11 protein-coding genes and 1 tRNA gene are annotated in these 15,081 nt (G+C 58.6%); 9 read left to right on the top strand and 3 right to left on the bottom strand.

What is annotated here, in order from left to right:
• The first annotated feature begins 191 nt into the window (after window positions 1-191).
• The 5 genes from JNB85_RS16945 to JNB85_RS16925 all read left to right on the top strand — a co-directional run bounded on the left by JNB85_RS16945 (window position 192) and on the right by JNB85_RS16925 (window position 5,516).
• Window positions 192-268, top strand: a tRNA-Met gene (locus tag JNB85_RS16945).
• Window positions 269-642: 374 nt separating this feature from the next.
• Window positions 643-1,413 (top strand): SDR family NAD(P)-dependent oxidoreductase, encoded by a 771-nt coding sequence (locus tag JNB85_RS16940; RefSeq protein ID WP_220335508.1) that lies wholly within the window; start codon window positions 643-645, stop codon window positions 1,411-1,413.
• 449 nt (window positions 1,414-1,862) lie between these two features.
• Window positions 1,863-2,828 (top strand): sugar-binding protein, encoded by a 966-nt coding sequence (locus tag JNB85_RS16935; RefSeq protein ID WP_220335486.1) that lies wholly within the window; start codon window positions 1,863-1,865, stop codon window positions 2,826-2,828.
• A 78-nt stretch (window positions 2,829-2,906) separates the two neighbouring features.
• Entirely contained in the window at window positions 2,907-4,448 is a 1,542-nt protein-coding gene (locus tag JNB85_RS16930; RefSeq protein WP_220335485.1) for a sugar ABC transporter ATP-binding protein, read from the top strand.
• A 42-nt stretch (window positions 4,449-4,490) separates the two neighbouring features.
• On the top strand, window positions 4,491-5,516 hold the full coding sequence (locus JNB85_RS16925; RefSeq protein WP_220335484.1) for an ABC transporter permease: 1,026 nt from the start codon (window positions 4,491-4,493) through the stop codon (window positions 5,514-5,516).
• 142 nt (window positions 5,517-5,658) lie between these two features.
• Here JNB85_RS16925 and JNB85_RS16920 read toward each other — a convergent pair whose 3' ends face one another.
• Both JNB85_RS16920 and JNB85_RS16915 read right to left on the bottom strand, forming a co-directional pair.
• Window positions 5,659-7,137, bottom strand: a complete 1,479-nt coding sequence (locus JNB85_RS16920) for an NAD-dependent succinate-semialdehyde dehydrogenase (protein ID WP_220335483.1) — start codon at window positions 7,135-7,137, stop codon at window positions 5,659-5,661.
• A 4-nt stretch (window positions 7,138-7,141) separates the two neighbouring features.
• Window positions 7,142-8,422 (bottom strand): 4-aminobutyrate--2-oxoglutarate transaminase, encoded by a 1,281-nt coding sequence (locus JNB85_RS16915; RefSeq protein WP_220335482.1) that lies wholly within the window; start codon window positions 8,420-8,422, stop codon window positions 7,142-7,144.
• Window positions 8,423-8,561: 139 nt separating this feature from the next.
• Between JNB85_RS16915 and JNB85_RS16910 the strand changes: the two genes are divergently transcribed.
• From JNB85_RS16910 to JNB85_RS16895, 4 genes are all read left to right on the top strand, one after another.
• Complete coding sequence (locus JNB85_RS16910) at window positions 8,562-9,386, top strand: MerR family transcriptional regulator (protein ID WP_220335481.1); 825 nt, start codon at window positions 8,562-8,564, stop codon at window positions 9,384-9,386.
• A 371-nt stretch (window positions 9,387-9,757) separates the two neighbouring features.
• Window positions 9,758-10,558, top strand: coding sequence for a hypothetical protein (locus tag JNB85_RS16905; protein WP_220335480.1), 801 nt, complete (start codon window positions 9,758-9,760; stop codon window positions 10,556-10,558).
• A 155-nt stretch (window positions 10,559-10,713) separates the two neighbouring features.
• Entirely contained in the window at window positions 10,714-11,502 is a 789-nt protein-coding gene (locus JNB85_RS16900) for a DUF2092 domain-containing protein (protein ID WP_220335479.1), read from the top strand.
• Window positions 11,499-11,828 (top strand): hypothetical protein, encoded by a 330-nt coding sequence (locus JNB85_RS16895; protein WP_220335478.1) that lies wholly within the window; start codon window positions 11,499-11,501, stop codon window positions 11,826-11,828. The genes JNB85_RS16900 and JNB85_RS16895 overlap by 4 nt, the downstream gene beginning before the upstream one ends.
• A 53-nt stretch (window positions 11,829-11,881) precedes the next feature.
• Here JNB85_RS16895 and JNB85_RS16890 read toward each other — a convergent pair whose 3' ends face one another.
• A complete protein-coding gene (locus JNB85_RS16890) occupies window positions 11,882-15,049 on the bottom strand; it encodes an efflux RND transporter permease subunit (RefSeq protein ID WP_220335477.1) in 3,168 nt (1,055 codons plus the stop codon).
• Window positions 15,050-15,081: the final 32 nt, after the last annotated feature.

Raw genomic sequence — 15,081 nt, 5'->3', positions numbered from 1 at the left:
CTCTCAACGAAACTTACGGCCCAAAGCCGATCAAAGGGCCGCTGACAAAGCGGCCTTTTTGCTTTGAAGCCCTATATGCAGACTGAAAAATTGGCGCACCACATAATGGTGCGTCCCTTACAGGAGAAAAATTGCAAAGCAATTTGCTCCGGCAGAAATACGATATCTTGCCTTCGGCAAAAATCGGATAACGCGGGGTGGAGCAGCCCGGTAGCTCGTCAGGCTCATAACCTGAAGGCCGCAGGTTCAAATCCTGCCCCCGCAACCAAACATCCCAAAATATCCAGACGCAGGTCACATGTTATCGCTGGCGCGAAGACTTCATCTTCGCTGGCGATGGTAACTCGTCGTCCTGCGGACCATAACCTGAAGGCCGCAGGTTCAAATCCTGCCCCCGCAACCAAACATCCCAAAACCCAAAAACATTCGCACATTCAAGCCGCTTCACAGAAAGCTCCTCCGCGTAAGCGTCGAGGAGCTTTTTTGTTTCTCCATCGTGTCCACCGCGCAGGCGCCTAGCCGCTCCAAATAGTCCTGCCGCGGCAATGTAAGCAAACCGCTCGCCACCATCGTCGCCGCTTCCCAGCTGGCATCTCCAAGCCGACGCTGGCATAAATGAGCTTCATTGAGGGAGGCATCATGATGCAGAAGAACGCACCGGACTTCAGCCTTGCGGGCAAGGTGACTTTGGTGACGGGGGCGAGCCGTGGCATTGGCCGCGCTTGCGCAGTTGCCTGTGCCGCAGCGGGCTCCGATATTATCTTAGGGGTCCGTGATGTCGCGGCCTCGGCGGGCCTGGTTGCCGAACTCGAAGGCGCGGGACGAAAAGTTCTTCCTGTTGAACTGGACATTCCCAACAAGGCCCATATCGCCCAAGCCGTCGATGCGGCGCTTGCCACGTTCGGTCGGATCGACATCCTCGTCAACAACGTCGGCGTGGCTCCGGGCAATCTCGCGGAACTCGTTGAGGAGAAGGACCTTGACGAGATACTCGATGTCAACATCAAGGGCACCTTTCTGATGACGCAGGCAGTTGGCCGTCACATGATCAAGCGCAATGGGGGCCGGATCATCAGCATCAGCTCACAGGCCGGTACCGTGGCACTGCGTGGCGAGGCAATCTATTGCATGAGCAAGGCGGCAATCAATCACCTTACGCGCTGCCTAGCAGCCGAATGGGCACGCTACAATGTTACCGTGAATACCGTATCGCCGACGTTCATCCACACCGACGGTACGGCACCTTTCCTATCCGATGCCGACAATCGTAAAGCGACGCTCGGTCACATCCCGCTCGGCCGGATCGGTGAAACCGACGATGTGGTGGGTGCCGTAGTCTTCCTCGCATCACCGGCCGCCAGCCTAATCACCGGCGCGAACCTGCTGGTGGACGGTGGATGGTCCGTCGCCTGAGGCTGAGGCGCGCCTGCAGCATAGTCTTATGAAGACGCATCGCTAACGTCATCGGCAAAGGCGAAAGCGATCCAAGATCGTCGAACAGTATTGACTGGAGCACAATGCCTGTGCCCGCCCATTGGCGCAAAGCGGAAATTATCTCCTTTCGTTAGGCTTTCAGCCAATAGCCTACGTGTGATCAGTGCCCCGACAACCAGATCCAACTGAAAGCCTCCCGCATGCGAAGCTTTTGCAGCTGTGTCGCCTCGGGCAGATTTGACCCAGCATCTACATGTTTTGATCGGCATTAATATTATTATTTACTAATTTAGATTCTGGTATACCGTCGTGGTGCGATCGGCACATATGCCACACGTCGCGTCGCGACGGATCTTGGAGGAGCGCGCATTCGGCCGGCCGTAAGTCGCGAACGGGCCCTCGCAAACGCGGCCCTTGGGAGGAGTACTATGAAACAGCTGAAACGGAAAAATGCAGCCTTGTTTTTCGCCGCGTTGATGCTGAGCGCCGCGCCGATGGCTGTATCACATGCCGCCGACAAACCGACACTCGCATTCGTCGTCAATGGAGCATCCGACTTCTGGAAAGCCGCCGAGGCGGGGGTGAAGAAGGCGCAGGGCGAGATGCCAGACTACAACATGGAACTGAAATATCCTGAGCAGGCGGCCGTCGCCATTCAGCAGCGTCTCATGGAAGATCTCGTCAGCGCCGGCGTCAAGGGGATCATGGTCTCCGCTGTCGATCCAAAGACCCAGACGGACGGCCTCAACAAGATCGGCTCGCAGACGGCTCTCTTCACCACCGACAGCGACGCGCCGAAGACCAACCGCGTCGCCTATATCGGTTCTTCGAACGTCGACGCCGGCAAACAGGCGGCCGAAATCGCGAAGAAGGCGATGCCTGAGGGTGGCAAGTGCATGGGCTTCGTCGGTCTGCTGGGCGCCGATAACGCCCGCGAGCGCATCGAAGGGATGAAGGAAGGACTCAAGGGTACCAAGATCGAGCTTGTCGATGTTCGTGGTGACGACATCGACCAGACGCGCGCCAAGAAGAATGTGGAGGACGCGTTGGTGGCCAGCCCCGACCTGACCTGCATGGTCGGCTTCTACTCCTATAACACGCCGCGCATCTATGAGGCGCTGCGCGACGCAGGCAAACTCGGCCAGATCACCGTCGTCGGCTTTGATGACGATCCGATCACGCTCGGCGGCGTCAAGGAAGGTACGATCGCGGCAACCGTCGTACAGCAGCCGTTCGAATGGGCCTATCAAGGCATGAAATTAATGGCCGCCTACCTCAAGGGCGACAAGTCCGGCATTCCCGCCGATGGCTTGATCATCATCCCGACGGTGATCATCGGCAAGGATGATGTTGACAAATATGCTGCCAACCTGAAGGCCATGGCTGGAAAATAACCTCTTTCGCGGCGGCGACACTCACCGCCGCCGCGAAAGGCATTTCATGCCGTCAGCATCAGCAGCCATGGACAGCCGATGAACCATAGTTCCGATATCCCGCCACCGGGCGCGCCCGGAAAGCCATTCCTTTCGCTTTCCGGTGTTGGCAAGACCTATCCAGGTGTCGTTGCGCTCGAAGGCCTGTCAATGGACATCATGCCAGGCGAGATCATCGGCCTTGTCGGCGAAAACGGGGCTGGAAAATCGACACTGATGAAGATTCTCGGCGGTGTGATCGCGCCGGATCGGGGCACGATCCTGCTCGACGGGGCAGAACTTCGTTCCCTCACTGTGGAATCGAGCATCTCGTCCGGCATCGCCTTCGTGCATCAGGAACTCAATCTCTTTGAGAATCTCGACGTCGCTGCCAATATCTTCCTGGGGCGCGAACCGCTGAAGGCGGGACCTCTTAAGCTCGTCGATCGCGATCGACTAAGGGACATGGTGAAGCCGCTCCTGAAGCGTGTGGGCGCGCATTTTTCCGCCGACACACCCGTAGCGTCGCTTTCGCTGGCCGAGCAACAGATGGTGGAAATCGCCAAGGCGCTGTCCATCAACGCGAGGCTCGTCATCTTCGACGAACCCACTTCCAGCCTGCCTCTGGCTGAAACCGAGCGGCTGCTCAGCATTATCAAATCGCTGAAGGCGGATGGCATCAGTGTCATTTTCATCTCGCATCGGCTCCACGAGGTTGAGCGCGTAGCCGACCGCGTCGTCGTACTCCGTGACGGCGCGCTTGTGGGCACGCTCGCAAAGACGGACATCGGCCACGACCAGATGGTCAAGCTGATGATCGGCCGGATGCTTGCGGCCCGTACCGCAAAGCCGCAGCGCTCACCCGGCTCAGTTGCGCTGAAGATAAGTGCCGTGCGCACTGAGGCCTATCCAGGCCGTCCCGTTGATCTGGAGATCAGGTATGGAGAAATCCTGGGACTTGCGGGCCTCGTCGGGTCCGGCCGCACCGAGCTTGCCAGGGTCCTCTTTGGCATTGATCGCAGTTACGGCGGATCCATCCTGCAGGACGGGCAGAAAATTGCAGTCCGGTCCGCACGGGACGCCGTTGCTCGCGGCATTTTCCTGGTGCCGGAGGATCGAAAGCGCAACGGCATTCTTCTTGATTTCCCGATCGCCCAGAACATAACCCTTGCCGATCTCCCCATGCTCGCCAGCCGCTTCATGCTTTCCGCCGAGCGGGAGACGGCGGCGGCCGAAAAGCAGCGCGTTCGCCTTGGCATCAAGGCGCCCTCTGTTTCGAGCCGAACCGGCACTCTGTCCGGCGGCAACCAGCAGAAGGTGGTGCTTGCCAAATGGCTGTCGAAGAGTCCGAAGGTGATGATCTTCGACGAGCCGACACGCGGCATCGATATCGGCGCGAAGAACGAGATCTACGGTCTGATGCGGGCACTTGCCGATGCCGGTGTCGCGATCCTGATGATCTCCAGCGACATGGAAGAGGTGATCGGCGTTTCTGACCGCATTGCCGTCATGCATGAGGGCCAGATCGCCGGCATTCTCGATGAGGACGAATTCAGTCAGGAAAGCGTCCTTTTGCTTGCTGTCGGCAAACGCGTAAAATAGCCGCCGCGGCACTATAATCAGGTATCGGGGAATGGGTCTCGAATGATCAAGAAAGATCTTGGACTGCTGCTTTTGATCGTCGTCGTCGGCATCGTCGTCGCCATCATCAATCCGCGCTTCCTGCTGCCGATCAATCTGGCGAATACCGCCAACCTGATCGGTCTGTTCGGCATCCTGTCGATTGGCCAGGCCTACGTCATTATTACAGGCGGTATCGAACTTTCCGTGGGTTCGCTCGTAGCGCTCCTTGGCGTGCTGTTTGTCGATTTCATCGCGGTCCAGGATATGCCATGGATGCTGGCGCTACCGCTCATTTTAGTGCTCGGCGCGGCCATAGGTGCCATTCACGGCTGGCTGATCACCCGGCTGAACCTGCAACCCTTCGTCGTCACTCTTTGCGGCCTCCTTATCTATCGCGGGGCGGCGCGCTTCTATACGGCCGACGGAACGGCGGGTTTTGCATTCGGCCAAAATTTCCCGGACCTCGAGTTCATCACCGCCGGACGGTTCTACGGCGTCCCCAACACCTTCATAGCGCTCGTCATCATTTCCGTGGTCATGTGGGTGGTGCTGCATCGCTCTGTCTTCGGGCGTTATCTTTACGCAATCGGCAAGAACGAGGAGGCGGCCCGCTATTCCGGTATCCGCACCGGCCGGATGGTGATGTCGGCCTATGTCATCTGCGGACTGCTTACGGCGCTCGCGGCAATCTATTTCGCCATGTACACACGCTCGATCTCGCCGGCCAGCCATGGCCAGTTCTATGAACTCTACGCGATTGCCGCTGCCGTACTCGGTGGCTTTTCGCTCCGCGGCGGCGAGGGATCGATCGTTGGCGTCGTGCTCGGAACGGTCCTGCTCCAGGAGTTGCAGAACCTCGTGAATCTGCTTGGTATCCCCTCGTCGCTGAACTTCGCCGTCATGGGTGGCGTGATCCTCATCGGCGTGCTGGTCGACCAACAATGGAACGCGATCCGCGCACACCGCCGCCTCATCTCTGCCGCCCGGCAGACCGAAGCCCGTGCTTCGGACGAAGGCAAATTGCCGGTGATTGCCAATCAGGACTAAGTCGGTGGATGAAGACCAGTGTATCAGGCTTGCCGCTAGGCAGCAAAATAGCCCGCCACAAGCGGGCTATTTTATTGGTAGCTTGAGAGGGATGTGTCGGCGACCAGAGCCAGGCATTCGCGTGAAGTGATCGACAACAGTCTTAAATGCTCAGGCACAGATATTTAATTTCGAGATAGTCCTCGATGCCGTACTTCGATCCCTCGCGACCTTGGCCGGATTGCTTTATGCCGCCAAAGGGGGCGACCTCCGTGGAAATGAGGCCGGTATTGATGCCTACCATGCCGTATTCCAGCGCTTCCGCTACCCGGAAGATTTTCGACATGTCTTTCGAGTAGAAATAGGATGCCAGGCCAAATTCAGTATTATTGGCCATTTCGATAACGTCTTCTTCCGTTTCGAACTCGAACAGGGGCGCTACCGGACCGAAGGTTTCCTCGCGGGCGACCTTCATGTCCGTGGTTACGCCTGTCAACACCGTCGGCTGGAAGAACAGGCCTCCGCGCGCGTCCCTGTTGCCACCAAGTGCCACTTCCGCACCCTTCGATACGGCGTCTGAAATGTGCTCCTCGACCTTTTCCAGAGCCTTTTGCGTAATCAGCGGTCCGGCATTGACGCCCGCCTCGAAGCCGTCGCCCACCTTCATGGCTGCAACCTTTTCCGAGAGTTTTTTCGCAAAAGCATCATAAACGCCCGACTGGACGTAGAGGCGGTTGGCGCACACACACGTCTGTCCGTTGTTGCGGTATTTCGAAACCATCGCGCCTTCTACTGCGGCGTCCAGATCCGCATCGTCGAACACGATGAAGGGCGCGTTGCCGCCCAGTTCCAGGCCAAGTTTCATGATCTGGTCCGCGCCCTGGCGCATGAGGATTTTGCCGACATTGGTGGAGCCGGTGAAGGTCAGCTTGCGGACCTTGTCGTTCTCCGTGAACTCCTTGCCGACGGAGGAGGAATCCGTCGAGAGAACAACGTTGAATATACCGGCGGGCAGCCCAGCGCGCTCAGCCAGAACAGCGAGAGCCAAAGCGGAAAGCGGCGTTTCCGCAGCCGGTTTGGACACCATCGCACATCCCGCGGCAACGGCGGGAGCGAATTTGCGGGCCAGCATCGCATTGGGAAAGTTCCACGGCGTGATAGAGGCCACGACGCCGACCGGTTGTTTGAGAATGATGATGCGCTTGTCCTGTTGATGGCCGGGGATGGTGTCGCCATAGACGCGCTTGGCCTCTTCACCGAACCACTCGACGTAGGAAGCGCCGTAGAGGATCTCGCCTTTCGCTTCGGCCAATGGCTTGCCCATTTCCATGGTCAGAATGACTGCGAGGTCGTCAGCATTTTCTACCAGAAGGTCGAACAATTTGCGAAGAACAGCCGCGCGTTCCTTGCCGGTCTTCGCGGCCCAGAGCTTCTGCGCCCTGTAGGCCGCTTCAATGCAGCGCGCGGCCTCCTCGCGACCCATGTCGGGAAGGGTCGCGACCAACTCACCCGTAGAAGGGTTGGTTACGTCGAAGGTCTTGCCGCTATCGCTCACAGCCACCCACTTGCCGGCAATCAGCGCCTTGTCGGCCGCAAGGGACGGGTCCTTGAGCATCGATATGAGTTTTTGTGAAATCGTCATGGGATCAAGCCTCCGAAGCACATTCACGCAGCGTCGTTTCGAGAATGGAAAGCGCTTCGTTGAAAACATCGTCTTCAATGGTTATGGGCGCGAGGAAGCGGATCACATTCCCGTATACACCGCAGGTCAGCAGAATCAGCCCCTTCTGCAAAGCGCGCTCACGCACCTTATTGGTGAAATCCGCATTTGGCGTTTTCGTTTCGGGGAGGTTGAACTCGATGGCATTCATGAAGCCCGGGCCGCGAATATCGGCAATCTGCGGCACGGCGTCACGCAGCGATTGAAGCTTTTGTTTCAGGCGATTGCCGAGCGAGGTTGCCCGCTCGTTAAGGTTTTCCTCCTCAATGACGTCAAGAACGGCATTGCCTGCGGCAATGCCGATCGGGTTGCCGCCATAGGTGCCTCCGAGACCACCGGGGCCTGGTGCGTCCATGATCTCTGCGCGGCCCGTAACGGCTGCGATGGGGAAGCCGCCGCCAAGACCCTTGGCCATGGTAGTGATGTCGGCCACGACGCCGAAATGCTCCATGGCAAACAGTTTGCCCGTGCGGGCAAAACCGGTCTGCACTTCATCTGCAATCAGCAGAATCCCATGCTTATCGGCAAGCTCCCGCAGCTTCTGCATGAATGCACGCGGAACTTCGTAGAAACCCCCTTCACCCTGCACCGGCTCGACGATGAAGGCAGCGACACGGCTCGGATCGACATCGGCTTTGAACATCTTATCCAGAACGGCGAGGGAATCCTCGATGCTCTGACCGTGCAGTTCGACGGGGAATGGAACGTGGAAGACGTCGGGCACCATGGGGCCGAAGCCGTTCTTGTAAGGCACGACCTTTCCCGTCAGCGACATCCCCATGAAAGTACGTCCGTGGAAACCGCCCGTGAAGGCGATGACCGCAGAGCGATTGGTGGCCGCGCGGGCGATCTTGACGGCATTCTCAACGGCTTCCGCGCCTGTTGTGACGAAGATGGTCTTCTTCTTGAAATCGCCCGGGACGAGATGGTTCAGGCGCTCGGCCAGCCGCACATAGTTTTCGTAGGGTACGACCTGATGGCAGGTGTGGGTGAAATGATCGAGCTGATCCTTGACGGCAGCGATCACTTTGGGATGCCGGTGACCGGTGTTGACCACGGCGATGCCTGCTGCAAAATCGATATAACGGCGACCTTCAACGTCCCAGATCTCAGCATTTTGCGCCTTATCGGCGTAAATCTGCGTCGTGACACCGACGCCGCGAGATATGGCATCCGTGCGGCGCGAAGCAATTTCAAGATTCTGCATGTTGGTGTGGTCCCCTGAGTTATCGCATTTACGAGCCTGTTCGCTCCTGTAACATTATCTACATTTTTTCTGTAGGTTTTCAACGTGCCTTTTTGCAATTATGAAGGTTGACCAGAGGCATCACCAGAAGCGTCGGTTCATGAACGTCATCCACTTCAAAATTACCGAAGCCGCCCGCATGGCCGGGGTGTCGGCTTCCACGCTACGGCTGTGGGAGCAACAGGGGTTGATCGAGCCCATCCGCACACGTTCGGGGCAGCGCCTTTATGATGGAACCCTTGTAGAGCGGCTGAAGACCATCAGTTGGTTGCGGAGCGAAAAGGGCCTCAATCCGGCTGCGATCAAGCAGGCGCTCACATTGGATAACATGGCGGACCGCCGAGCCGGGATGCCAGTCGTAGAAGATCGCGAAGCCTCGGACCTGCCCATCGGTATGAAACTACGTCAACTGCGGAAGAAGGCCGGCCTGACTTTGGAAACGGTGGCACGATCGACCGGCACGACGCTATCTATCCTCTCCACTTTCGAGCGAACGTCGCAAGGCATCTCTCTGACGGCGCTGCATAATGTGGCCCAATATCTGGGTACGACGATCGCGGCCCTCAGCGGCCAGGGGAAATCTCGGCAGGGCGCATCATTGGTGCGGGATGGCGAGTGGACGACCTGGCCAACCACCGCTTCCGGCGTAACAATTCGGGTTCTTGCCGAAGGTAACAACCAGATGGAATGCCACCGCTTCGATCTGGCGCCCGGCGCATCCAGTGAAGGTGCTTATCAGCACGAAGGCGAAGAATTCATCCATGTGCTGACCGGCGGCCTGGAAATCATCCTCGATGGTGATCAGTTTCACGAGTTGCGTTCCGGCGACAGCTTCTATTTCGACAGCAGCCGGTGGCACTCGTGGCGCAATAATTTCGATGGGCAGACGACGCTGATCTGGATCAACACTCCTTCGACATTTTAGCCGCTTTCGGTCAAGCGCAGGGCCGATATGTGCAAATGCCTGTTCGGACGCGCCGGTGAGCGTGCCTTCGATCCGGATGACCTGAGCACCGCCGATCGAAACTTCTGCGGGTTCGCCGCATTGCGACGACTGAGATGTAAATCGTGTCGTGGTGCCATGGCATCTCGAAATCCGGCAGGCACGGCGTAAGCATAGGGCTAACCATTATCTGGATATTCGCGTCTACTTTCTAAATTTCGAATGTGCTAAAGTAATTCCGTGTGGTGCTTCAAGCTTCCGCGCACGCATTTCTATTGGTCTTTCCAGGTCTGCTGTCTCGTTCAGCCGGAGTATTCATGCCGTAAATCGATAAACTTTCCAGGGAGGGGACAATGCGAAAATATGCATCTTCTCAATCGGCAATACGACGCAAGAGGTGCTGGCTTCCGTTGGGGCTGTCAGTATCAAGTCTCTTCTGTGCAGCCAGTCTTTTTGCCGGGATCGCTGTCGCGCAGGCACCCACCGAAGAGCAGCGCAGTGAGGTCCGGGCGGCCTGCCGCTCCGATTTCATCGCACAATGCTCCGGTGTGCAGCCGGGGGGCATCGAGGCGCTGAATTGCCTGCAGCAACACGAGTCCACCCTCTCCGCTGCCTGCCGTAAGGCGGTATCAGCGATCACCGCCAAGCCGAAATCGACAGCTGCAGAACCATCTCAAGCGGCGCCTGTTACGACAGGGGCGGCGACGCCGGCACCGGCAGCTGGTGCTCAGACGGCGGCTCAACCGGCCGAGGCGCAGCGTGATGCCGTCAAGTCAGCCTGCCGCTCCGATTTCATGGCGCAATGCTCCGGCGTGGCCCCGGGAGGTGCTGCGGCACTCTCCTGCCTGCAGCAGCATAGCGCCCGTCTGTCGGCGCCCTGTCAGCAGGCCGTTGCGGCTATCGGTGCAGCAGGCGCGCCCGCTGCCGGTGCAGGTGCTGCAACAACTGCCGCACCGCCGGCAACTCGGCCGGCCGCCATGCCTGTCTTCTCTCCGCGTGAGGAAGTGATGATCGTGCGTGAGACATGCGGGCCTGATTTCCGGGCTTTTTGCCGAATGGTGCCAATCGGTGGCGGTCGGGTCATCTCGTGCCTGCGGGACAATCTGCAGCGCGTGTCGCCGGCATGCCATAGGGTGCTGACCTCAGGGCTCTAGCGACTTTCCAATTCCTATCCGCTTCCGCCGAAAATGCCTGAGCCGTCAGGCATTCTCCTGACGGCTCCAGGCAGCCGTTCCGCTGTTGCCGCGGGACAATCCGAAATCTCCGCATTCGATGAATTCAATGACGACACAAATGAAAGGCAGTTGCCATGTCATCGACTTCTCATCTATCGCGATTGAAACGAATACTGAGCTATTCCGCTGTTGCTGCCGGCCTTATCCTGCCGACCCGTGCATGGGCGGATGACGCAAAAGATCTTCTGAAGGCCATGTCCGATTTTTTGGTGGCGCAGAAGACAATATCCTTCAGCTACCAATCCTCGCTCGAAGCGGTGACGCAGGACTTCGAGAAGCTACAATTCGTCAGTTCGGGCACGGCCAATATCACCCGGCCTGACAAGCTGCGCGTTACAAGAACCGGCGGCTTTGCCGATATCGATGTCAGCTTCGATGGTTCGACACTGACCGTGCATGGGAAGAACCTCAATGCCTATGCGAAGATTGATGGCAAGGGCTCGCTCGATGACCTGATCGACCGGCTCGCCAATGCGGGCGTGGAAGCGCCTGGCGCCGATCTTCTCTCGTCGCATGTCTTCGATACGCTGATGACCGATGTGACCGAGGCGAAGCACATTTCCAGCGCCTTCGTCGACGGTGTGGAATGCGAATATCTGGCCTTTCGAACGCCGGAAATCGACTGGCAGATCTGGATACAGACGGGGCCGCAGCCGATACCTCGGCGTTATGTGATCACCAGTAAACATGTCGTCCAGGCGCCGCAATATACGCTTGAGATCAGTGACTTCAAAAGCGGAGCGGCCGTTGGCGCCACGTCCTACGACATCGACATTCCTGCCAATGCCGAGACCGTGGATCTGAGTGAACTTCAATCGATCGACGAGCTTCCGGCGCCTGCTGTCACAGGAGAGATGCAATGACCCGCAGCACGCTCTTTTTCGCCCTCTGCCTTGCCGGCGCGATGACCTTCACGGATTTTCGCACGGAGGGGCAAGGTCCGCTGCCGGTGTCGATCGGCTTCGCAACACCGGCGGGCGCTGTCATCGGTCGGCCCCTGACGCCGCTGTCCTACGCCGGCGTTGCCCGCCGGACGACGCGCCGGGTTGTCCGACGAACGGCGACGACCATTGCCGTGCTTCCGGCCGGTTGCGTCTACGGCGCTTATTATGGTGGCTATTACTACCGCTGCGGTGGCTTGTATTACGCCAAGAGCGGCGGCGTTTATGTTCAGGTGATCGTGCAATAAGTTCGCATGCGAGGGTAGAACATTTCCGTTTTTCTTCGAATCCCGGAACTGCTTTATTGCACCCCCATTTCCGCATCTGCGATTGCAGGAGTTTTGCTGCGGCGCCTTCTGAATTCCTCAAGGCGCTGCAGCACGACGTAAAAGGACGGAACGAACAGCACGGCAAGGCAGGTCGATGCGATCATGCCGCTGAAGACCGATATGCCGATCGACTTGCGGGCGGATGCGCCGGCCCCCGTTGCCAAAACGAGCGGCAGCACGCCGAGAATGAAGGCGAAAGATGTCATGAGAATCGGGCGGAAGCGCAGACGGGCCGCCTCGACTGCGGCATCCAGTATTTCCACGCCTTCCTCACGCTTTTCACGCGCATATTCGACGATCAGGATGGCATTCTTCGATGCTAGGGCGATCAAAAGGATCAGGCCGATCTGGGTGTAGAGATTGTTGGCGACGCCCGCCGCCATCAACGCGCCGACGGTGCCGAGCAGGGCTAGCGGGACGGCCAGCAGCACGGCAAGCGGCAGAATCCAGCTTTCATATTGACCCGCAAGCACGAAATAGACGAGCAGCATGCCGAGCGCGAAGATATAGTAGATCTGTCCGCCGACCGCCTTTTCCTGATAGGAGAGCGCCGTCCACTCATAGCCGGTTCCTGTCGGCAAGGTCTGGTCGGCGATCTGCTCCATGACGTCGAGTGCCTGGCCGGAGCTGAAGCCGGCGGCAGGTCCGCCAACGATGGTTGCTGACGGGTAGAGGTTGTAGAGGCTGATCAGTGAGGGGCCTTGCATCGGTTTGATATCGACAACGGTTCCGAGCGGCACCATCGTGCCATCCCCGGCCTTGACCTCCAGATTGCGGATATCGTCAGGGCTGATGCGGAATTCCGGAGATGCCTGGGCATAGACCTGGAACGTGCGGCCAAACTTGTTGAACTGTGTCACGTAGCTCGATCCGACGTAGCCCGAAAGCGCAGAGAAAACCTGTCCGACCGTGACGCCCAATGTCTCGGCCTTGATACGGTCGACCACGATCTCGAGCTGCGGCACATTCGAACGGAACGACGTGCTTAGCCTTTGCAAAGATGACTGGGCTTCGCCATTTTTCACTATCGTATCGGTAAGAGACTGCAACAGTGCGTAGTCCGAAACACCATTCTTAAGTTCCACTTGCATCGTAAAGCCGCTGGCATTGCCGACGCCCTGGATGGGGGGCGGCACGATGACGAGGGTTTTCGCGGCCAGTACGTTTTGCAGCGCGCCGTTCAGATGCTGGTAGATGGACAGAAGATCCTGGCCCTTTTCCTTTAGCCTTTCATCCCAGTCCTTGAGCACGACATAGGCAATGCCGGCGTTCTGCAGACTGGCATTGTTATCGAGAACGGATATGCCACTGATCGTCAGGACCTGATCGACGCCCGGCGTCTCCTGGGCGATCTTGCCGACCTCCGCCATGACGGCGTCGGTGCGCTCCTTGGATGCGCCGTCAGGCAATTGCGCGCCGATCAGCACGTATCCCTGGTCCTCGATCGGCAGGAACGCGGTCGGCACGCGTGTGAGCCCCCAGACAGCGACGCTCATCAGCGCCAGCGCCAGAATAACCATGACCGTGGCGTGGCGCGTCATCGAGCCGATCAGACCCACATATCCGCGTTCGCCCCAGTCGTAGATCCTGTTGAAGCCGCGATAGACGACGTTGCGCTTTTCCGGAGGCACCGGCGTGCGCAGCCAGAGGGCGCATTGCGTCGGTTTCAACGTCACGGCGTTGATGGCGCTGATCAGCGCCGTGGCGGCGATCACGAGGGCAAACTGGCGGTAAAGCTGGCCCGTCAGCCCCGGCAGGAAGGCGGCTGGAATGAAAACCGCCATCAGCACCAGCGTGATACCGATGACGGGGCCGAGCAGTTCGTCCATCGCCTTTTCGGCTGCCTGCCTGCCGGACATGCCGGCTTCTATATGTCTCGCGACGCCTTCGACAATGACGATGGCGTCATCGACGACGATGCCGATGGCGAGAACGATTGCAAACAGGGTGGAGAGGTTGACGGTGAAGCCCATGGCTGCCATCGCGGCAAAGGCGCCGATGATGGTAACAGGCACCGTTGTCGCCGGCACGAGCATGGCTCGCCAGTCCTGCAGAAACAGCAGAATGACAATGAGAACAAGAACGCCGGCCTCGATCAGCGTGACATAGACTTCGTTGATCGACGCCTTGACGAATTTCGTCGTGTCGAAGGGAAGATGATATTCGAGGCCCGGCGGGAAGGCCTTCGCCAGTTCCGCCATCTTCGCATCGACTGCCCGGGCCACAGCAATGGCGTTTGCTTCCGGCAATTGGGAGATACCGATGCCCGCAGCCGGTCGTCCATTTTGCATGAATGTCTGGCTATAGGTCTGCGCACCCAATTCGACCCTGCCGATATCGCGGATGCGCGTTACCCGGCCGCCGTCCGCGCCATCGACCTTGACGATGATGTTTTCGTAGTCGACAGCATCATTCAGCCGGCCATTGATGTTCAGCGTGTATTGGAATGTCTGCCCCTGGGGCACCGGCGGAATGCCAATCTGGCCTGCCGTTACCTCCTGGCTCTGTTGCTGCACGACATTGACGATATCCTGTGGTGTCAGCCCGCGGGCCTGCAGCAGGTTCGGATCCATCCAGATGCGCATGGCGTATTGGCCGGCGCCGAAGACCGTGACGTTGCCAACGCCGGGCAGGCGGGCAAGTTCGTTCTGGAGGTTGATGACGGCGTAGTTCGAAAGGAACAGGCTGTCATAGCGGCTGTCGGGCGAAGTCAGGCTGACGAAGCCGAGGATTGCGGTTGATTTCTTCTGGGTGCTGACGCCCTGAACCTGCACCGCCTGTGGAAGCGACGACATGGCAATCGCGACGCGGTTCTGCACCAGGACCTGTGCTTGGTCCGGATCTGTTCCGATCGCAAAGGTCACGGTTAGTGAGTAAGTGCCATCGCTTGCGCTGGTCGACTGCATGTAGAGCATGTCCTGCACGCCGTTGACCTGCTGCTCGATCGGCAGCGCGACCGTATCGACGAGCGTCTTGGCGCTGGCGCCCGGAAAGCGGGTCGTTACCTGCACTGTCGGCGGAACGACATCAGGATATTGCGCCACTGGCAGTTGAAAAAGAGCCACCGCGCCGATGAGAACAAAGACCAATGCTAGAACATTGGCGAGCACCGGCCGTTCAATGAAGAAGCGCGAGATCATGCTGTTGTCCTTGGACTTTCAGATGAAGCGAG

Origin of the sequence: Rhizobium mesosinicum, from assembly GCF_019511345.1 — a bacterium.
Taxonomy (GTDB): Bacteria; Pseudomonadota; Alphaproteobacteria; order Rhizobiales; family Rhizobiaceae; genus Rhizobium; species Rhizobium mesosinicum.
This window is presented reverse-complemented; position numbering and strand designations above follow the sequence as displayed.

Bases quoted from the DNA above. Each gene is read 5' to 3' on its own strand.
- JNB85_RS16940 (WP_220335508.1), top strand. From the start codon at position 643: ATGCAGAAGAACGCACCGGACTTCAGCCTTGCGGGCAAGGTGACTTTG.
- JNB85_RS16900 (WP_220335479.1), top strand. From the start codon at position 10,714: ATGTCATCGACTTCTCATCTATCGCGATTGAAACGAATACTGAGCTAT.
- JNB85_RS16930 (WP_220335485.1), top strand. From the start codon at position 2,907: ATGAACCATAGTTCCGATATCCCGCCACCGGGCGCGCCCGGAAAGCCA.
- JNB85_RS16905 (WP_220335480.1), top strand. From the start codon at position 9,758: ATGCGAAAATATGCATCTTCTCAATCGGCAATACGACGCAAGAGGTGC.
- JNB85_RS16915 (WP_220335482.1), bottom strand. From the start codon at position 8,422: ATGCAGAATCTTGAAATTGCTTCGCGCCGCACGGATGCCATATCTCGC.
- JNB85_RS16895 (WP_220335478.1), top strand. From the start codon at position 11,499: ATGACCCGCAGCACGCTCTTTTTCGCCCTCTGCCTTGCCGGCGCGATG.
- JNB85_RS16925 (WP_220335484.1), top strand. From the start codon at position 4,491: ATGATCAAGAAAGATCTTGGACTGCTGCTTTTGATCGTCGTCGTCGGC.
- JNB85_RS16935 (WP_220335486.1), top strand. From the start codon at position 1,863: ATGAAACAGCTGAAACGGAAAAATGCAGCCTTGTTTTTCGCCGCGTTG.
- JNB85_RS16890 (WP_220335477.1), bottom strand. From the start codon at position 15,049: ATGATCTCGCGCTTCTTCATTGAACGGCCGGTGCTCGCCAATGTTCTA.
- JNB85_RS16920 (WP_220335483.1), bottom strand. From the start codon at position 7,137: ATGACGATTTCACAAAAACTCATATCGATGCTCAAGGACCCGTCCCTT.
- JNB85_RS16910 (WP_220335481.1), top strand. From the start codon at position 8,562: ATGAACGTCATCCACTTCAAAATTACCGAAGCCGCCCGCATGGCCGGG.